Origin of the sequence: Jannaschia donghaensis (assembly GCF_001403795.1) — a bacterium.
Taxonomy (GTDB): domain Bacteria; phylum Pseudomonadota; class Alphaproteobacteria; order Rhodobacterales; family Rhodobacteraceae; genus Jannaschia; species Jannaschia donghaensis.
On sequence record NZ_CXSU01000005.1, the window covers coordinates 217,725 to 234,556 of the forward strand.

Genomic DNA, 16,832 nt, shown 5'->3' on the forward strand with positions numbered 1-16,832 from the left:
TTGACTCTTCATGGTTGTCCGTCAGACTGAACCACGAGGCGGATTTGCGACTCGTGTTGAGTCTGGTCTGTCGTTGCGGAGGGTACAATGTCCGAGTCCGAGCTTTTCCACCTGCCCGCCGAAGTTCGCGAAGGTCTGGCCCTGGCCCGGGCCCGCGATCGCAAATCCACCGGGGGCCGCCTGCGCGTTCAGATGGGCGAAGCCTGGTATCCCATCATCACCTTTGACGAGACGGGTTTCGAAGTGCCGCTGACGGCCTTTGCGGACGCGCCGCACCTGCGGGGTCTTGTTGAAATCCACGACGGGCCACGCATGATCCGCACCGTTCTGGTCGTCGCGGGTGAGCCGTCGGGCGATACGATGCGCTATGATTTCAAACGCACCACGGCCCCGCGGATGCAGGCACCGGTCGATTACGAACGGACGACCGAGGCCCCTGTAGCCTATCTGACGGGCCGCTGACGGATTAGGGCGTCGGGGCGACCGAGTAATAGGCCGCGGGCGCGCCCGATATCCGGGCCCACATCTGATCGCCGAGCGAGAAGTGCCACCATTCGGTCGGGTTGTTGACGAACCCTGCGTCGACCATCAACCAATAGAGCAGGCGACGGTTCGCCCGTGCCTCTCGGTGCGAAAAGGCCAGGCCGGTCGGGTCGGCTTCCAGCGCATCGGTGTTCGACGCTTCCGACACGTCGTCGAAGATCGTTCCCATGAACAGCTCCGCCCCACCGGTACGACGGATCGTCAGATCGATCGCCCCACCGGTCGCATGTGGTGGGGGCGACAGCGGATCGATCGCGCCATCCGCGCCGCGTGCCCAGTATTTCTCCGTTTCGGTGGCGATGCGCGCGCTGTCCCAATCGGGATAGGTGGCGCGCAAAGTGGCCGGCATCCAGTGATCGTGAAAGTGGTTCTGGACCGCGATGGGCCGCCAGGCGTCGAACACCCACAGCTCCAGATCGTAATCCGCCAGTCGCGCATTCACGCCGGTCAGAAGGTCGATCAGTGGCCGGCGCAGCAGAAGGTCGGGCGTGCTGCCCTCCACCCGCTCGTGATAGGGGGCGGTCGGCGTGTGATAGGCATTTTCGCCCGCGATGCCGAAGGTGCGCACGTCGGCCATCGCATCGGCATTACGCGGGTCCGCCAGATCGACGGCATGATCGCGGTAGCCGGGGCGCAGGGCGGCGGCGCGCGTCACCTGCGTCCCCAGGGGGCGGTCGCGCAGGGCGGCGAGCGGGCCATGAAGCAAACTGGACATGACTGGCAGGCTTGACCGCCGCCGCCCCCTTTCGCAAGAGGGGGATGGCCCGAGGAGAATACCATGCGCACAGTCTACGTGAACGGCGACTACCTGCCCGAGGATCAGGCGAAGGTGTCGATCTTCGACCGGGGGTTCCTTTTCGCAGATGGCGTCTACGAAGTGACCAGCGTCCTAGACGGCAAGTTGATCGATTTTGCCGGGCACGCCAAGCGATTGCAGCGGTCGATGGACGAACTGGACATGACGGCCGCCATCGACATGGACGAATTGCTGGAGATTCACCGCGAACTCGTTCGCGTCAACGATATCACCGACGGGCTGATCTATCTTCAGGTGACGCGCGGCGCGGCGGACCGCGATTTTCTCTATCCGGCGGAAGACACGCCGCCGACGGTTGTGCTTTTCACGCAAGCCAAACCCGGTCTGGCGGACAGCCCCATGGCCGAGACGGGCATGAAGGTCGTCACGATTCCCGATCGCCGCTGGGGACGTCGCGACATCAAGACGGTGCAGCTTCTGTATCCCAGCATGGGCAAGATGGAGGCCAAGGCGCAGGGCGCGGACGACGCCTGGATGGTGGAGGAGGGCGCCGTGACCGAAGGCACGTCGAACAACGCCTACATCGTCAAGGACGGCGTGATCGTGACGCGGCACCTGGGCGAGGAAATCCTGCACGGGATCACCCGCAAGGCGGTTCTGGCCTTCGCGCGGGAGGCGCAGATGAAGGTGGATGAGCGGGCGTTCACCGTCGAGGAGGCGCTTGCGGCAGACGAGGCCTTCGTCACGTCGGCCAGCAGTTTCGTCATGCCGGTGGTGTCCATCGACGGGCAGCAGATCGGCACGGGCACACCCGGCAAGACGGTCGCGCGCCTGCGGGAAATCTATCTCGAGGAGATGCGGAAGGCGGCCGTTTAAGCGCGCGTCCTAGCCTGACAGCGGCGCGCCTAGGTCCAGCCAGATCGGCCGGTGATCGCTGGGGCGTTTTGCGCGCGGCTCCCCGTCGTTCTCTACCTCCGCCTCGAAAGCATCGTGGCCTATGCCCGCATCCTCCACATGGCTGCGCAGGGCGGGCGAGACGGCGAAATGATCCAAAAGCAGGGGCCGGTCCAGAACGCCGTCCACGAAATCGTCGAACCGCGCGGTGAACAGCTGTGGTGCCGGCACACGCGCGATCAGCGGGTGGTGGAAGATCAGCTCGGGGTAGAAGGTGGACCCCAGGACGATGTCGGCCACGTTATGCGTCAGATAGCTGCGTTCGAACAGGTCGCGGCCGGGCCCGTCGTTGAAATCGCCGGTCACGACGATGCGCGCGTCGCCGTCGGCCTGCACCAGAGTGTCGAGATAGCCGCGCAGACGGAACCCTTCGGCCGAGATGCGCCGCCGCGCCTCCAACGCCTGAACCACGAACTCCTGCCGCCGCGCGGGATCTTCCCACTTCGACTGGCCGAATTGGACGTATTTCGACTTGGTGTGCAGCACCACTATACGCACCGGGGCCGCGCCCACCGGATCCGCGTCGACGACGAGGGGCAGACGTGTGAAGTCATAGCCCTCCAAAAGCATATCGCCATTGACGTCCGCATCCCAGATGTCGGCCAGGGCAAGCGTTTCGGGGTCGTCAGCGCGCTGGATCGCGGCGCATCGCCCGCCCTCGCGGCGCAGCACATAGAGTTTCTGCGCGCCGCCGTCCGTGCCCTGGATCATCTGCCACTGCGCCCCCGTGGCCGGCGTCACGACATCGTCGAGGAAGAGTTGCATCTCTTCCACTGCGCTGGGTCCTTCCTGCAGGCACAGCACGTCGGGGGATAAGGTGGCGACGACACGGGCAACGCGGCCCGCCGCCTCCCGGGCGTCATCGGAGGTGAGGCCTGAACCACGGTCCGGGTCGAAGGTGCCCCACGACGGACTGGCGTTGCCGCGGAACCATCGGTTCATCCACTCGATATTCCAGTTCACGACACGCATACCGGTCCTCCGGTTGGAAATGCCCGGCGCACCCGGGGGCCGGGGTCGATCCGGGGAAAGTCAGTCCCAGCCGAGGATGACCTTGACCTGACTGCGCGCGTTCATCCGCCGGACGCCGCCGAAATCAAGGTTGCGGCCCTGCAACTGCATGTGCAGTGCGGCGATCTGGCGGGTGGTCAGGGTGCGTGCGTCCACCCCCCGGAAGCCCAGGTAGTTCAGCCGCTGCTGGACCGATGCGACGAGTTGAGCGTTCGGGGCTGCGACAGCGGGTGTTGCGACAGCAAGGGCGAGCGCCAGAATGAGGGATCGCATGTCAGTTCCTTTCGATGACGCGCTGCAAAAGGCCTCCGCGCAGGATGGATCGGATGCGGGCTTGTGTCCCGCTGCTCGATCGTCCTTCGTGCAACGCGACGTCGAGCAGGGAGACCTTGCGGTTCGACAGGCGCGCGACGTCCGTATCGAACCCGTAAAACCGTAATTCGCGCGCGATACGGCCCCGGCGTCCCGTCAATTCGGCACGCTCCCCGACGATGCCGGGGGGTGGCGGGACGAAGACGCCCTGCGCGGCGGCGGGCGCGGCAAGCGGCATCGCGGCGGCGAGGGCGAGGATCAGAATGGCACGAGGCATGGGAGAGGCTCCTTCAAGGATATCATAGCAAAACGGGGGCCGGGTTGGACAGTCAGACCTGCGTGATCGGCCCGGTCGGCGGCGCGGATCAGTCCTTGCCCACGTTCTCGGCAAAACTCTTGTCGAAGGCGGCGGTCTGGGCCTCGGTCGCATCGGTCTGGTGCAACGCCTTCCAATCCGCAAACGGCATGCCGTAGAACGCTTCGCGCGCGTCTTCCTTGGACATCTCGATCCCGTAGTCGGCCGCCGCTTCGCCGTACCAGCGCGACAGGCAATTGCGACAGAACCCGGCCAGGTTCATCAGGTCGATGTTCTGCGCATCGGGGCGATCCTCCAACAGATGCTGTCGCAGGCGGCGGAAGGCGGCGGCTTCGATCTGGGTGCGGGTGGCGTCGTCCATCGGTCTCTCCGGGGTTGGGTCGGGGTCGGGTCGGGCTTCCTTTCACATGTGGCCCGATTTTGCGGCGATCAAGCCGCCTTCGCCTCTTGGTTCCCGTGCCGGCGACCCTTAGGATGCAGCCGAGTTGCACAGGCGGTTGCACTGAAATATCCGTCGGGGCAGAGGTGTGAGCGCTAACAGACGCACGCCAGGAACATCGACCCGAAGGAACGCGACACATGAGACGCCATCGCAACGTGAAGATTGTCGCAACGCTTGGACCGGCCTCGGACGACTACGATACGATCCGCGCCTTGTTCGAAGCCGGAGCCGACGTGTTCCGCCTGAACATGAGCCATGGCGACCACGACGGGATCCGGTCGCGCCACAACATCATCCGCGACATCGAACGCGACACCGGCCGTCCGATCTGCATCCTGGCCGACCTGCAGGGCCCCAAGCTGCGCTGTGGTGTGTTCCAGGGCGATTCCGCCGAGATCGAGCAAGGGCAGGCGTTCCGCTTCGATCTGTCGGATGCGCCGGGCGACGCGACGCGGGTGCAATTGCCGCATAAGGAAATCTTCGACGCGCTCAAGCCTGGGGGCCATCTGCTGGTCAACGACGGCAAGCTGCGCCTGAAGGTCGAGGAGTGTGGCCCCGATTTCGCGAATTGCACCGTCATCACCGGCGGGACGATCTCCAACCGCAAGGGCGTGAACGTGCCCGACGTCGTGCTGCCGTTGGCCGCGTTGTCGGAGAAAGATCGCAAGGATCTGGAATTCGTCTGCGAGCTGGGTGTCGATTGGCTGGCGTTGTCCTTCGTGCAGCGTGCCGCCGACGTGGACGAGGCGCGCGCGCTGGCCAAGGGCCGCGCGGCGATCCTGTCCAAGATCGAGAAGCCGGCCGCCGTCGATGCCTTCGACAGCATCCTGGAGGCGTCGGACGGCATCATGGTGGCCCGCGGCGATCTGGGCGTGGAATGTCCCGTCCATGCCGTGCCGCCGATCCAGAAGCGTCTGATCCGCAAGTGCCGCGCCGCCGCCAAGCCGGTGATCGTGGCCACGCAGATGCTGGAGAGCATGATCGACAGCCCGATGCCGACCCGCGCCGAGGTGTCCGACGTGGCAACCGCCATCTATGAGGGAACCGATGCGATCATGCTGTCGGCCGAATCCGCCGCCGGATCCTACCCGATCCAGGCCGTCGAGACGATGAATAACGTCGCGGTGGAAGTCGAAGGCGATGCCACCTATCGCGACATCATCGAGGCCAGCCGCTCGGCCAGCCTGTCGACGACCGCCGACGCCATCGTCGCCGCCGCGCGCGAGATTGCGGACACGACGGATGTGAAGGCGATCTGCTGTTTCTCGCATTCCGGCTCGACCGCGTTGAAAGTGTCGCGCGAACGGCCCCGCGTGCCGATCATCGCGCTGACGCCCATCACGTCGACCGCGCGGCGCATGGTCCTGTCCTGGGGCACCCACTGTGTCGAGACGCAGACGGTGGAACGGTTCAAGCTGGCCGTGGTGTCGGCGGTCCGCGCGGCCAAGGCGTCCGGCTTCGTAGAGACCGAGGATCAGGTCGTGGTCATGGCCGGCATCCCTTTCAACATGCCCGGATCGACCAACATCCTGCGCATCGCCCCCTGCGACGAGCGATTGATCTTCGGCGCCGAGGCGGATTGATTTGGAAGGGCTGGACGGATTTCTGGACAGCCTGGCACGGGCCTGGGCGGGCATCCCGCCGGTTCCTGACCTGGGCTTGCCGGGTCCGCCCGACCCTCCCCTTCTGATCGTGATCGCGACGCTGGTATCGGCGCTGGGCATCATGGGCCTGGTGACCGGTTGGGTCGAAAAACGATTGTCGGCGATGTCTCTGGGCGCGACGGTTTTGGGCATTGCGCTGTTCGTCTGGGTCTGGGAAACGGACCGCGACGGTTTCGGCTGGCTGTCGGTGCCCGAAGCTTTCGTCGAACTGGTCGCGCGGGTGCTGCGATGACGGTGGGCCAGACGCTGGCCCTCGTGACGATCGTGGTCGAGGATTACGATCCGGCCATCGCATTCTTCACCCGGACCCTCGGGTTCGATCTGGTCGAGGATACGTACCAGCCCGAACAGGACAAGCGGTGGGTCGTGGTTCGCCCCTCGGGGGGTGGTGCGGGGCTGTTGCTGGCCCGCGCGACGACGCCGGATCAGACGGCGACCACGGGCGCGCAGACCGGGGGACGCGTGGCCTTTTTCCTGCGCACTGACGATATCGCACGCGATCACGCGATCTATCTGGCGCGCGGGGTCGTCTTCGTTCGGCCCCCCGCGACGATGCCTTATGGTACGGTCGCGGTGTTTCGGGACATCTGCGGCAACCTTTGGGATCTGATCGAATACGCGGACCCCGGAGCGGCCTGACCTCAGGCCGTCTCGGGCGTGAAGTTGAGCGCTGTTCCGTTGATGCAGTGCAGAAGTTTCTGCTGAACGAGGAGGATGTGCCCCAAGTGAGAGGCGCAGCGGCGACAATGCGTCTCGATCAGAAGAAGCGTATCGAGCGCGCGCAGATCGTCCTCGCTCAGACCTTCGGGAACGACAGGCCCATCATCGCCGGTTCCGCCGCCGAGTTGACCGTAGACGGACCGATCGATGGAGGTCATCACGCTGTCGGGTTCCGCATGGCGGTAAAACAGGAAGCCAACGTCGAGGACGACCTTCCAACGGGCATCATAGACGGGCAAGTCGCAGCCCTTGCAGGCATACATGCCCGCTTCGGTGCTGTCCCAAAGGGGATCGCTCTTGGGACGTTCCGTGCCGCCTTCGCGCAAAATCGCGTATTCATCGTCGCTCAGCAATGCGCGCCATTCGTCGTCGGTACGTATGATCTCGTACTGGAAACCATCGCCGTGACCTTCGGCCATCGCGGCGGGGGCCAGCGTTGCGGCGGCTCCGGCAGGCAGCGCGGCAAGAAGGGCTCTTCTGGAAACATCGGTCATTTGAAATCCTTTTGCAGCTGTTATGTCCCGCACTATACGGATGGATGCCCTCACGCGCCACGAAACTGTCCGTGACGGACCGGGGCGGACACACGCTCGTGGCCCCTTGTCAGTCTGACGCATCCCCGCTATCTGGCGCGCTCGAATACCCGCATGTCCGGCGATTGGGATGCCGCGACGCGCGATGAAGAAGGAGACTTCAAATGCCCAAGATGAAGACCAAGTCGAGCGCCAAGAAGCGCTTCAAGATCACGGCAGGGGGAAAAGTCCTTGCCGGTCAGGCCGGTAAGCGGCACGGCATGATCAAGCGATCGACCAAATTCATTCGTGATGCCCGTGGCACCACGACCCTGTCCGCCCCTGACGCCAAAATCGTCAAGGGCTTCATGCCCTACGACCGATAAGGAGGAGCCGATATGTCCCGAGTTACTTCCGGCAAGGTCACCCACGCCCGTCACAAGAAGATCCTGGATGCAGCGAAAGGCTACTACGGCCGCCGCTCCACGACCTTCAGGACCGCCACGCAGGCCGTCGACAAGGCGAACCAATACGCCACCCGCGACCGCAAGAACCGCAAGCGGACGTTCCGCGCGCTGTGGATCCAGCGGATCAACGCGGCCGTGCGCGCCCACGATGCCGATATGACGTATTCGCGTTTCATCAACGCGCTGGCGAAAGCCGGGATCGAGGTTGACCGCAAGGTTCTCGCCGATCTGGCCGTGCATGAGCCCGAGGCTTTTGCGGCCATCGTGGATCAGGCCAAGGCCGCCGCGTAAGCGAAGCTTCCGATTTCAGGGGCCGTCTTTCGGGGCGGCCCTTTTTCGTGTCTGCTGCTTGGATGATGATCCGACCCGAACACCGTGACGATGATTCTGCGATCCGTGAACTGACGCGGATCGCCTTCGCGCCTATGGCATTTTCCGACGGGACGGAGCCTGCGGTGATCGACCGGCTGCGGGCGGACGGCGATCTGCTCGTGTCGCTGGTCGCGGTCGAGGAGGCCCAGATCGTCGGACATATCGCCTTTTCGCCCGCAACGCTTTCGGTACCGGGTCGCTGGGTGACGCTTGGTCCCATCTCGGTCACGCCGGAACGGCAGCGACGGGGCATCGGCAAGGCGCTGATCGCCGCCGGGTTCGCGCGGTTGCGGGCACTGGGCGTCGCAGGCTGCGTGCTTACCGGGAACCCTGCGGTTTATGCCTCCTCCGGGTTTCGCAACGACCTTGGCCTGACGGCGAGCGACACGCCGAACCGCAACGTCATGGGCCTGTCCTTCGCCGGCCCGCCCCCGACCGGGCCCATCGTCTTCGCGCGGGCCTTCGGCTGAAACTTCCTGTGGTGTTCCGTCGTTCCCTCCACGTGCCCAATCGATGATCGGACCTTCCATGCGCCTTCTCGCTCTCCTTCCCTTGATCCTGTCCGCCTGTGTCGGCACCGCCGCCCCGCCGTCGGACCGCGCCATCCTTGCCATCGGCGACAGCGTGATGGCCTGGAACGGGGCGCGGGGCATTCCCGAAACGGCAGGCGCGGCCCTGGGTCGCCCGGTGGTCGACCGCGCGCAATCGGGGGCCCATCTGACCCACCCGAGCGGGGCCGCTGCCGCACTGGGCTTCGACATAACCCGGCAGTTCCCCGGCGGGACTTGGGACTGGGTCATCCTGACGGGCGGGGGCAACGATTTGCGCGGCGCGTGTCAGACGCCGGAGGAGGCGGGCATCTTGAACGGGTTGATCGGGCCGGGTCTGACCGGCGACATTCCGACCCTGATCGCGCGTATACGGGCGACCGGTGCCAAGGTCGCCTTCGTCGGATATTATGACGGGGCCGACGCGGCCCGGACGGGCTTCACACCCTGTCAGGGGGCCTTCGACACGATCAACGCCCGCATGACCCGGTTGGCCGCAAGGGATGCGGGTCTTCTGTTCTTCGATGCGGGCGACGTCATCGCGCCGTCGGACCGCAGTCTGTATGCCCGCGACCTGATCCATCCCAGCCCGGCGGGCAGCGCCATCATAGGGCGCGGACTTGCCGACGCGATCCGCGCCTTCGAGCAGCGGTCCTAGGTCCGACGCAAGCGACGGGCGACCGGAACCCGCGATGCCCCATGCCGCTTTGGGTGCGGGGCGACCAACGGTTGCGCGCCTGCGTCGCGCGGGCTATTCCGCGTGCGGTCGAAAAGGGGCATGTCATGGACGATCTACGCGACAAATATCTGGGTCAGATCGCCGGCGCCGGTGACGAAGCCGACCTTGAAACCGTTCGCTTGGCGGCGGTCGGCAAGAAGGGCGAGATCGCGCTGAAGATGCGCGAGCTGGGCAAGATGACGCCCGAGGAACGCCAACAAGTCGGTCCCGCCCTCAATGCCCTGAAGGACGAAATCACGTCGGCGATTTCGGCGCGCAAGGCCGGCATGGAGGATGCGGCGCTGGATGCGCGGCTTCGGACCGAATGGCTGGACGTGACCCTGCCGACCCGCGCCCGCCGTCGCGGCACGATCCATCCCGTCAGCCAGGTAACAGAAGAGGTCACGGCTATCTTCGCCGATCTGGGGTTCAGCGTCGCCGAAGGCCCGCAGATCGAGACGGATTGGTATAATTTTGACGCCCTCAACATCCCCGGTCATCACCCTGCGCGGGCGGAAATGGATACGTTCTATATGGCGCGCGCTGCCGATGACGACCGCCCGCCGCATGTCCTGCGCACCCATACCAGCCCGGTTCAGATCCGGTCGCTAGAAAAGACCGGTGCGCCCACGCGCATCATCTGTCCGGGCCGCGTTTACCGCGCCGATTACGATCAGACCCACACGCCGATGTTCCACCAGGTCGAGGGGATGGCGATCGACCGCGACATCTCCATGGCGAACCTTAAATGGGTGCTGGAGGAATTCTGCCGCGCGTTTTTCGAGATCGACGGAATCGAGCTGCGCTTCCGGGCCTCGCATTTTCCGTTCACCGAACCGTCGGCGGAAGTGGACATCCGCTGTTTCTGGGAAGGCGGGACGCTGAAACTGGGCGAAGGCGATGACTGGATGGAAATCCTTGGCAGCGGGATGATGCATCCTAAGGTGCTGGCCGCCGGTGGCATCGACCCGGACGTCTGGCAGGGGTTCGCCTTCGGCATCGGGATCGACCGCCTGGCGATGCTGAAATACGGAATTCCGGATCTGCGGGCCTTCTTCGACAGCGACCTGCGCTGGCTACGGCACTATGGGTTCGGCGCATTGCAGGCCCCGACACGGCACGCCGGCTGACACGTCAGGGGCGGTCGCCCTCGGTCTCGTCGCGCAGGCGGTTCAGCAGATCGGGATCGACGTAGCCGTCGGGCACGAGGTCGAGCGAGACCTGCCAACGCTGGATTGCATCGAGCGTGTCCGGCCCGATCTTTGCGTCGATCTTGAGTGGATCGAAGCCCGCGTCGCGCAGGCGCAGCTGCAGCTCGATCCGCTCTTCGTAGCTCAGCGCGCGGTCCTGCCGGGGCCACTCCGATTGCAACGCCGGCCCGCCCGCAAGACGGTCGCCCAGATGGCCGACCCCGATGACATAGGCGTCGGCGGTGTTGTATGTCTCGATCACCCGGAAATTCGCGAAGGTCATAAATGCCACCCCTTCGTGCCCCGCCGGCACGCGGATCGACGCGGGGCCGCCGTTGGGCAACGGCGCGCCACCTGGCGTGCGGATGCCAAGGTCGGCCCATTCGGCGGGCGACTTTTCCACCCGCTCCCCGGTGAGCAGATAGTCGAATCCGTCAGGCAGGACGACTTCGGTGCCCCAGGGCTGTCCGGTCGTCCAGCCGTTTGCCTTTAGGTAGGCGGCGGTGGAGGCCAGCGCATCGGTCGGATCGTCGCCCCAAAGGTCGCGCCGGCCGTCGCCGGTGAAATCCACCGCGTGATCGCGGAACGAGGTCGGCATGAACTGCGTGTGACCCGACGCCCCGGCCCAGCTGCCCGCGAAGGCGGCGCGGGTCGTGTCACCGTCCTGAAGAATGCGCAGGCCTTCGATCAGTTGTTCCTCGAAGAAGGCGGCGCGGCGCGACCCGGCGGCCAATGTCGCAAGCGCCGAGAGGGTCGAGATGGAGCCGCGGAACGCGCCGTAACTGCTCTCCAATCCCCAGATGGCGGCGACGACGTGCTTGTCGACGCCGAAATCCGCTTCGATCCGGGTGAGGGCGTCGGCATGGCGCGCGATCGCCGCGCGACCGTTGGAAATGCGCAGGTCGCTGACCGCCGTGTCCAGGTAATCCCAGATCGTCTTGGTGAATTCCGATTGGTTTGCGTCGCGGCGCAGGACGTCCGGCAGCATCTCGACCCCCGCCATTGCGGCGTTGAAGGTCGCATCGGTGATCCCTGCGGCCAGTGCGCGGGGTCTGAAATCGCGGACCCAGGTGTCGAAATCGACGGCTGCCGCGATGACGGGGCGCGCGGGTGGTCGGGAGCTGTCCTGCTGCGCGGCGGCGGGCAGGGTCAGGACGATGAGGGCAAGGATCAGGCGCATGGTCGGACCCTAGGGCGCGGTGCGCGCAAGGGCTAGCGCCGAGAGGGGGCCTTGCGGAATTTGCGCTTCTTGCCGCCCTTGGGACCTGGGCGTGCGCCCCGTTGACGCTTTGCCTTGCGCGGCTCCCCGTCGATTTCCAACAGCTCCAGGATCAGGCCCCCGGTGACCGGCATCGCCTCGGCCAAACGCACCGTGACCCGTTGGCCCAGCCCGATCTGCGTGCCGGTGTCGGTCCCGGTCAGGACCTGATCGTCGCGATCGTAGCGGAAATATTCGTCACCCAATGACCGCACGGGGATCAAGCCATCCGCGCCGGTTTCGTCCAGTCGCACGAAGACGCCGAAACTCTGCACGCCCGAGATGCGGCCGGTGAAATCGGCGCCGATCTTCTCGGACAGAAAGGCGGCGAGATAGCGGTCGTTGGTGTCGCGTTCGGCCACCATGGAGCGGCGCTCGGCCTCCGAGATGTGCTTGGCGGTCGCCTCGAGCCGTTCGATATCCGATGGCGTCAACCCGTCGTCACCCCATTCGTGCGCGGTAATCAGCGCGCGGTGGACGATCAGGTCGGCATAGCGACGGATCGGCGACGTGAAATGGGCGTAGGACCGCAGCGCCAGGCCGAAATGGCCCATGTTCGCCGGACCATAGTAGGCTTGCGACATCGCGCGCAGGGTCGATATGGAGATCAGTTCCGACAGTTCCGTGCCGGCGGCGGCATGCAACAGATCGTTGAGCATCGCGGTGCGCAGAACCTGACCCTTCGGCAGGGAAAACCCGCTGGCCTTGGCGGTTTCGCGCAAACTCTCGATCCGGTCGTCTTCGGGCTGTTCGTGGACGCGGAACAGAAGCGGCGTGCGCCGCCGCTCCAACTCCTCGGCAGCGGCGACGTTGGCGAGGACCATGAACTCTTCGATCAAACGGTGCGCATCCATCCGGTCGCGGAACGCGACGGAGGTGACCTCGCCTTCTTCTGACAGCAGGATCTTGCGCTCTGGCAGGTCGAGGTCCAGCGGCTGGCGCCTGTCCCGCGCGCTTTTCAACGCTTCATAGGCGGCATAGAGCGGTTTGAGCACGGTCTCCAGATAGGGGGCGGTCCTGTCGGTCGGCGCGCCGTCGATCGCCGCCTGCACTTCCTCATAGTGGAGCGCCGCGGGCGAATTCATCAAACCGCGGACAAACCGCTGATTGATCTTCAATCCGTCGGCATCGATGACCATGCGCACCGCGATGCAGGCCCGGTCCACCCCTTCGTGCAGCGAACACAGATCGCCCGAAAGGGCATCGGGCAACATGGGAACGACCCGGTCAGGGAAGTAGGTGGAATTGCCGCGCTCCCGCGCCTCCGCATCCAATGCGGATCCGGGCGTGACATAGGCGGCAACGTCCGCGATGGCGACCCAAAGAATGTGGCCGCCGGCGTTGGCGGGGTCGGCGTCGGCCTCAGCGAAACAGGCGTCATCGTGGTCGCGCGCGTCCGATGGGTCGATGGTGATCAGCGGCAGATGGCGCAAATCCTCCCGCCCGGCCAAAGTCGGGGGTAGGGCGTTCTCCGCCTCCTGAATCGCTTCTGGGGGGAACTCATCGCGGATGCCGTGCTGATGGATCGCGATGAGAGAGACGGCCTTTGCCGCGCCCGGATCGCCCAGCCGCGTGACGATCTTCGCCTGCTGCAGACCCATGCGGCTCTTGGGTCCTGCCTGTTCCGCTTCGACCAGTTCACCGTCACGCGCGCCGTCGGTCGCCCCGGCGGGGACGATCCATTCGGTCGAAGCCCCCTTGTCGACCGGCAGGATGCGCCCGCCTTCGGACGATGCGCGAAACACGCCGACGATCTTGCGCGGGCCGGTGGACAGCCGCCGGATCAACCGGCCTTCGTGGCTATGATCCTCGTCCTTCACCTGGGTCAGGCGCATCAGGACGCGGTCGCCAGCGGCCAGGGCCGGGTCGTCCTTCGCCGGGATGTGCAGGATGCGCGGCTCGGCCCCGTCCCCGCGCCAGTCGTGCGGGGCGAGGTAGAGATCGCCGTCGGCATCCGGGCCGGTCACCTTGAGGACGGCGACGGGCGGCAGGCGGTTTGGGTCGTCATATGTCTTTTTCCGCTTGGTCAGATGCCCCTCGGCCTCCAACTCCCGCAGGATACGTTTCAGGTCGATGCGGTCCGCACCCTTGATCCCGAAGGCCTTGGCGATGTCGCGCTTGGACGTCAGGGCGGGATTGTCTTCGATCCATTGCAGGATCTGCGGCTTTGTCGGGATCTGGCTCATGGCGGTGCAGCTAGCACGCAGGTCGGGGGTTAGCCACGTCGGATGACGGGGGCGAGGCGCGGCTTGGGTGCCTCTTCCTCGAAGTCGAAGGCATCCAGGCGTTCGGCCCGCTTTCCCGCGCGTTCCGCCGCCGTGGTCAACCCTTCGACATCGCGGCGGGCCTGGTCGAAGTGCGTCTCCAGCTTGCCGGCACGTTCCACGATCAGTTCGACATCCCGGCCAAGGGCCGCCAGCGCACGGCGGATGTCGCCCGCCTGTTCGCGCATGCGGTGATCCTTCAGAATTGCGCGCAGGGTGTTGAGGGTGGCCATGCATGTGGTGGGCGAGACGATCCAGACGCGGGCGGCGAACCCTTCGCGCACCAGTTCGGAATGATGCGCGTGCAGATCGGCATAGATCGCCTCGGACGGCAGGAACAGGCAGGCGCCGTCGGCGGTTTCACCCGGCAGAATATATTTGTCGGAAATGGCGCGAATATGGGTGCGGACGCTGGCACGGAACGCGGTGATGCGCGCCTTGTCCTTGGGGTCCTCCAGAAGGGCGGTCCATGCTTCGAGCGGGAATTTCGCATCGATGACCAGCGGTCCGGGCGGGTCGGGCATGTGGACCAGGCAATCGGCGCGTCGGCCGTTCGACAGTTGCGCCTGCCAAGTGAAGCTGCCCGGTGGCAGGGCCTTGGCGACCAGATCGTGTAATTGGATTTCACCGAAGGCGCCGCGGGTCTGCTTGTTCGACAGGATGTCCTGCAGCCCGAGCACGTCGCCGGACAGCTTTTCGATGTTCGTCTGCGCCGCGTCGATGGCGGTCAGCCGGGCCTGCAGCGCGCCCAGGGTCTGTGCCGTCCGCGTGGCGCTTTCGCCCAGGGCCGCGCCAACCTGCGCTTCGGACCGGCGCTGCGCGTCCGTCAACGCCGAGAGGCCGCCCGTCAGATGCGATTGCGTGTGGGTCAGGTCGCGCAGGCGGGACAGCATCATCAAGATCAGAACGATCAAGGCCAGGACGATCGCCCCACCAAAAATCGCGGCCAGAACGACCGGATTGGCCAAGTCCAGCGTCATGAGCGACCGAACAGCCGTTCGATATCGGTCATCTTCAGTTCCACATACGTGGGACGACCGTGATTGCACTGACCGGAGTGGGGTGTCGCCTCCATTTCGCGCAGCAGGGCGTTCATCTCGGGGGCGGACATGCGGCGGCCCGTGCGGACCGATCCATGGCAGGCCATGCGCGACAGGATCGCGTCAAGCTTCGACTGCAACGACAGCGGCTCTGCATGATCGTCATCCTCCAGTTCTTCGACCAGATCGCGGATGAGGGCCTTGGCCGAACAATTGCCAAGGATCGCCGGCGTCTCGCGCACTGCGATCGTGCCGGGGCCGAAGGCGTCGAGGGCAAGGCCCAGCTTCGTCAGGTCAAGCTCCAGCAGGCGGTCGGCCACCGCTCCCACTTCGATAACCTCGGGGATCAGCAGCGCCTGCGCCCGGATCCCATGGTCGCGCATCTGCGCTTTGAGCTTTTCGTAAACCAGCCGTTCGTGCGCGGCGTGGGCGTCGACGATGATCATGCCGGTTTCGGTCTGCGACAGAATCCAGTTTTCATGCATCTGCGCGCGCGCGGCCCCCAGCGGCAACGTCTCGGGCGGGGTGCCGGATGTCTCCTCGACGGCGTCGTCCAGCCTGGCGGAGGGGGCTTCGGCGAAGCCGGGCATCTGCGCCGTATAGGCCGCGCCACGCGCGCCAATGCTGGCATGATCCATCTGGTACACGGGGGCCGCGGGACGTTCGGGCGTCATCGCCCCCAAGGTCGCGTCCGCGACGGTGGTCGAGGCACGGTGGCCCGCCTGCGCAAGCGCGTGACGCAAGCCGCTGACGATCAACCCGCGAACGAGTCCCGGATCACGGAAACGCACCTCGGTCTTGGCGGGGTGGACGTTGCAATCGACCAAGGTCGGATCGCAGGTCACGAACAGGGCCGCCACCGCGTGCCGGTTCTTGGACAGCACGTCCATATACGCGCCACGCAAGGCCCCCGTCAGCATCCGGTCGCGCACCGGGCGTCCGTTGACGAACAGATATTGGTGAACCGCGTTGCCGCGCGAAAATGTCGGCAGACCCGCCTGACCCGTCAGACGGACCCCGTCTCGTTCCGCGTCGATGGGAAGGCAGTTCGCCCCGAAATCACGGCCAAGAACATTTGTCAGACGGTCCGACAACGATGCGGCGGTGTCCGCGCGGAACAGGACGCGATCGCCACCCTGGGATGTGTCGCACAGCGTGAAGGCGACGCCAGGTTCGGCCATCGCCAGGCGTTTGATCGCGTCGGTGACGGCCATCGTTTCGGAACGTTCGGTCTTGAGAAACTTCAGCCGTGCGGGCGTGGCGTGGAACAGGTCGCACAATTCGACCACCGTGCCGCCGCGCAGGGCAGCGGGCTTCACCGCGTCGATGCGCCCGCCGGACACATGGATCGTGGCGGCCCCGTCACTGCCCGCTGCGCGCGACGAAATGGTCAACCGCCCGACCGCGCCCAGCGACGGAAGCGCCTCGCCGCGAAATCCGAAGGAATGGATGTTGAGCAGGTCGCTTCCGTCGATCTTGCTAGTCGCGTGGCGACACAGCGCCAGCGGCAGGTCGCCCGCGTCGATCCCGTGGCCGTCGTCGGTCACCCGAATCAAGGTTCTGCCACCATCCGCGATATCGATGCGAATGCGGGTCGCCTGCGCATCGAGCGCGTTCTCGACCAACTCCTTCACGGCCGACGCCGGGCGTTCGACCACCTCGCCGGCGGCGATGCGGTTGACGGCCCCTTCATCCAATTGCCGGATGCGGGGAAGGATCATGTTGTGGTCAGCGGCACCCATGC

At 65.6% G+C, this 16,832-nt stretch carries 20 protein-coding genes; 10 read left to right on the top strand and 10 right to left on the bottom strand.

Annotated features, from left to right (window positions below):
- The first annotated feature begins 87 nt into the window (after positions 1–87).
- Positions 88–462, top strand: coding sequence for a hypothetical protein (locus tag JDO7802_RS01615; protein WP_055081958.1), 375 nt, complete (start codon positions 88–90; stop codon positions 460–462).
- Between the two features lie 4 nt (positions 463–466).
- On the opposite strand, the gene JDO7802_RS01620 is transcribed toward JDO7802_RS01615, so the two are convergent.
- Positions 467–1,258, bottom strand: coding sequence for a M15 family metallopeptidase (locus JDO7802_RS01620; protein WP_055081960.1), 792 nt, complete (start codon positions 1,256–1,258; stop codon positions 467–469).
- 63 nt (positions 1,259–1,321) lie between these two features.
- On the opposite strand from JDO7802_RS01620, the gene JDO7802_RS01625 reads away from it, so the two are divergent.
- A complete protein-coding gene (locus JDO7802_RS01625; RefSeq protein WP_055081962.1) occupies positions 1,322–2,176 on the top strand; it encodes a D-amino-acid transaminase in 855 nt (284 codons plus the stop codon).
- Between the two features lie 9 nt (positions 2,177–2,185).
- Here JDO7802_RS01625 and JDO7802_RS01630 read toward each other — a convergent pair whose 3' ends face one another.
- The 4 genes from JDO7802_RS01630 to JDO7802_RS01645 all read right to left on the bottom strand — a co-directional run bounded on the left by JDO7802_RS01630 (position 2,186) and on the right by JDO7802_RS01645 (position 4,254).
- Positions 2,186–3,226, bottom strand: coding sequence for an endonuclease/exonuclease/phosphatase family protein (locus tag JDO7802_RS01630; RefSeq protein WP_055081964.1), 1,041 nt, complete (start codon positions 3,224–3,226; stop codon positions 2,186–2,188).
- A 60-nt stretch (positions 3,227–3,286) separates the two neighbouring features.
- Positions 3,287–3,538 carry a hypothetical protein gene (locus JDO7802_RS01635; RefSeq protein ID WP_055081967.1) on the bottom strand — a complete coding sequence of 84 codons (252 nt, stop codon included), beginning with the start codon at positions 3,536–3,538 and terminating at the stop codon, positions 3,287–3,289.
- A gap of 1 nt (position 3,539) precedes the next feature.
- Positions 3,540–3,854: a hypothetical protein gene (locus JDO7802_RS01640; protein ID WP_055081969.1), complete on the bottom strand. Its 315-nt coding sequence runs from the start codon at positions 3,852–3,854 to the stop codon at positions 3,540–3,542.
- 88 nt (positions 3,855–3,942) lie between these two features.
- Entirely contained in the window at positions 3,943–4,254 is a 312-nt protein-coding gene (locus JDO7802_RS01645; protein ID WP_055081971.1) for a DUF1244 domain-containing protein, read from the bottom strand.
- A gap of 218 nt (positions 4,255–4,472) precedes the next feature.
- Here JDO7802_RS01645 and pyk point away from each other — a divergent pair, with 218 nt between their 5' ends.
- The 3 genes from pyk to JDO7802_RS01660 are packed head-to-tail and all read left to right on the top strand — an operon-like array spanning position 4,473 to position 6,638.
- Positions 4,473–5,918, top strand: a complete 1,446-nt coding sequence (gene pyk, locus JDO7802_RS01650; RefSeq protein WP_055081973.1) for a pyruvate kinase — start codon at positions 4,473–4,475, stop codon at positions 5,916–5,918.
- A gap of 1 nt (position 5,919) precedes the next feature.
- Positions 5,920–6,231: a hypothetical protein gene (locus JDO7802_RS01655; protein ID WP_055081975.1), complete on the top strand. Its 312-nt coding sequence runs from the start codon at positions 5,920–5,922 to the stop codon at positions 6,229–6,231.
- Positions 6,228–6,638, top strand: a complete 411-nt coding sequence (locus JDO7802_RS01660; RefSeq protein ID WP_222836381.1) for a VOC family protein — start codon at positions 6,228–6,230, stop codon at positions 6,636–6,638. Before JDO7802_RS01655 ends, JDO7802_RS01660 begins: the two co-directional genes overlap by 4 nt.
- A 2-nt stretch (positions 6,639–6,640) precedes the next feature.
- Here JDO7802_RS01660 and JDO7802_RS01665 read toward each other — a convergent pair whose 3' ends face one another.
- The gene (locus JDO7802_RS01665; RefSeq protein ID WP_055081977.1) at positions 6,641–7,213 is read right to left on the bottom strand and encodes a peptide-methionine (R)-S-oxide reductase; all 573 of its coding nucleotides are present in this window, start codon (positions 7,211–7,213) and stop codon (positions 6,641–6,643) included.
- A gap of 203 nt (positions 7,214–7,416) precedes the next feature.
- On the opposite strand from JDO7802_RS01665, the gene rpmI reads away from it, so the two are divergent.
- The 5 genes from rpmI to pheS all read left to right on the top strand — a co-directional run bounded on the left by rpmI (position 7,417) and on the right by pheS (position 10,466).
- Positions 7,417–7,617, top strand: coding sequence for a 50S ribosomal protein L35 (gene rpmI, locus JDO7802_RS01670; RefSeq protein ID WP_055081978.1), 201 nt, complete (start codon positions 7,417–7,419; stop codon positions 7,615–7,617).
- Positions 7,618–7,629: 12 nt separating this feature from the next.
- Complete coding sequence (gene rplT / locus JDO7802_RS01675; protein ID WP_055081980.1) at positions 7,630–7,989, top strand: 50S ribosomal protein L20; 360 nt, start codon at positions 7,630–7,632, stop codon at positions 7,987–7,989.
- A 62-nt stretch (positions 7,990–8,051) separates the two neighbouring features.
- The gene (locus JDO7802_RS01680; protein ID WP_055081982.1) at positions 8,052–8,540 is read left to right on the top strand and encodes a GNAT family N-acetyltransferase; all 489 of its coding nucleotides are present in this window, start codon (positions 8,052–8,054) and stop codon (positions 8,538–8,540) included.
- Positions 8,541–8,598: 58 nt separating this feature from the next.
- A complete protein-coding gene (locus tag JDO7802_RS01685; RefSeq protein WP_055081984.1) occupies positions 8,599–9,276 on the top strand; it encodes an SGNH/GDSL hydrolase family protein in 678 nt (225 codons plus the stop codon).
- 125 nt (positions 9,277–9,401) lie between these two features.
- Positions 9,402–10,466 (top strand): phenylalanine--tRNA ligase subunit alpha, encoded by a 1,065-nt coding sequence (pheS, locus tag JDO7802_RS01690; RefSeq protein WP_055082962.1) that lies wholly within the window; start codon positions 9,402–9,404, stop codon positions 10,464–10,466.
- A 4-nt stretch (positions 10,467–10,470) separates the two neighbouring features.
- On the opposite strand, the gene JDO7802_RS01695 is transcribed toward pheS, so the two are convergent.
- Genes JDO7802_RS01695 through mutL form a run of 4 tightly spaced genes read right to left on the bottom strand, consistent with a single transcriptional unit; the run spans position 10,471 to position 16,830 of the window.
- Positions 10,471–11,706: a lytic murein transglycosylase gene (locus JDO7802_RS01695; RefSeq protein WP_055081986.1), complete on the bottom strand. Its 1,236-nt coding sequence runs from the start codon at positions 11,704–11,706 to the stop codon at positions 10,471–10,473.
- 32 nt (positions 11,707–11,738) lie between these two features.
- Positions 11,739–13,970, bottom strand: coding sequence for a ribonuclease R (gene rnr / locus JDO7802_RS01700; protein ID WP_055081989.1), 2,232 nt, complete (start codon positions 13,968–13,970; stop codon positions 11,739–11,741).
- A gap of 29 nt (positions 13,971–13,999) precedes the next feature.
- Positions 14,000–15,028, bottom strand: a complete 1,029-nt coding sequence (locus tag JDO7802_RS01705) for a DNA recombination protein RmuC (protein WP_055081991.1) — start codon at positions 15,026–15,028, stop codon at positions 14,000–14,002.
- Positions 15,025–16,830, bottom strand: a complete 1,806-nt coding sequence (gene mutL / locus JDO7802_RS01710) for a DNA mismatch repair endonuclease MutL (RefSeq protein ID WP_055081992.1) — start codon at positions 16,828–16,830, stop codon at positions 15,025–15,027. Before mutL ends, JDO7802_RS01705 begins: the two co-directional genes overlap by 4 nt.
- Between the last annotated feature and the right edge of the window lie 2 nt (positions 16,831–16,832).

Excerpts from the sequence above, each read along its gene's own strand:
- JDO7802_RS01705 (WP_055081991.1), bottom strand. The coding sequence starts at position 15,028 with ATGACGCTGGACTTGGCCAATCCGGTCGTTCTGGCCGCGATTTTTGGT.
- JDO7802_RS01625 (WP_055081962.1), top strand. The coding sequence starts at position 1,322 with ATGCGCACAGTCTACGTGAACGGCGACTACCTGCCCGAGGATCAGGCG.
- mutL (WP_055081992.1), bottom strand. The coding sequence starts at position 16,830 with ATGGGTGCCGCTGACCACAACATGATCCTTCCCCGCATCCGGCAATTG.
- JDO7802_RS01615 (WP_055081958.1), top strand. The coding sequence starts at position 88 with ATGTCCGAGTCCGAGCTTTTCCACCTGCCCGCCGAAGTTCGCGAAGGT.
- JDO7802_RS01685 (WP_055081984.1), top strand. The coding sequence starts at position 8,599 with ATGCGCCTTCTCGCTCTCCTTCCCTTGATCCTGTCCGCCTGTGTCGGC.
- JDO7802_RS01680 (WP_055081982.1), top strand. The coding sequence starts at position 8,052 with ATGATGATCCGACCCGAACACCGTGACGATGATTCTGCGATCCGTGAA.
- JDO7802_RS01660 (WP_222836381.1), top strand. The coding sequence starts at position 6,228 with ATGACGGTGGGCCAGACGCTGGCCCTCGTGACGATCGTGGTCGAGGAT.
- JDO7802_RS01695 (WP_055081986.1), bottom strand. The coding sequence starts at position 11,706 with ATGCGCCTGATCCTTGCCCTCATCGTCCTGACCCTGCCCGCCGCCGCG.
- JDO7802_RS01645 (WP_055081971.1), bottom strand. The coding sequence starts at position 4,254 with ATGGACGACGCCACCCGCACCCAGATCGAAGCCGCCGCCTTCCGCCGC.
- JDO7802_RS01630 (WP_055081964.1), bottom strand. The coding sequence starts at position 3,226 with ATGCGTGTCGTGAACTGGAATATCGAGTGGATGAACCGATGGTTCCGC.
- JDO7802_RS01635 (WP_055081967.1), bottom strand. The coding sequence starts at position 3,538 with ATGCGATCCCTCATTCTGGCGCTCGCCCTTGCTGTCGCAACACCCGCT.
- JDO7802_RS01620 (WP_055081960.1), bottom strand. The coding sequence starts at position 1,258 with ATGTCCAGTTTGCTTCATGGCCCGCTCGCCGCCCTGCGCGACCGCCCC.
- rnr (WP_055081989.1), bottom strand. The coding sequence starts at position 13,970 with ATGAGCCAGATCCCGACAAAGCCGCAGATCCTGCAATGGATCGAAGAC.
- pheS (WP_055082962.1), top strand. The coding sequence starts at position 9,402 with ATGGACGATCTACGCGACAAATATCTGGGTCAGATCGCCGGCGCCGGT.
- JDO7802_RS01640 (WP_055081969.1), bottom strand. The coding sequence starts at position 3,854 with ATGCCTCGTGCCATTCTGATCCTCGCCCTCGCCGCCGCGATGCCGCTT.
- pyk (WP_055081973.1), top strand. The coding sequence starts at position 4,473 with ATGAGACGCCATCGCAACGTGAAGATTGTCGCAACGCTTGGACCGGCC.
- JDO7802_RS01665 (WP_055081977.1), bottom strand. The coding sequence starts at position 7,213 with ATGACCGATGTTTCCAGAAGAGCCCTTCTTGCCGCGCTGCCTGCCGGA.
- rplT (WP_055081980.1), top strand. The coding sequence starts at position 7,630 with ATGTCCCGAGTTACTTCCGGCAAGGTCACCCACGCCCGTCACAAGAAG.
- rpmI (WP_055081978.1), top strand. The coding sequence starts at position 7,417 with ATGCCCAAGATGAAGACCAAGTCGAGCGCCAAGAAGCGCTTCAAGATC.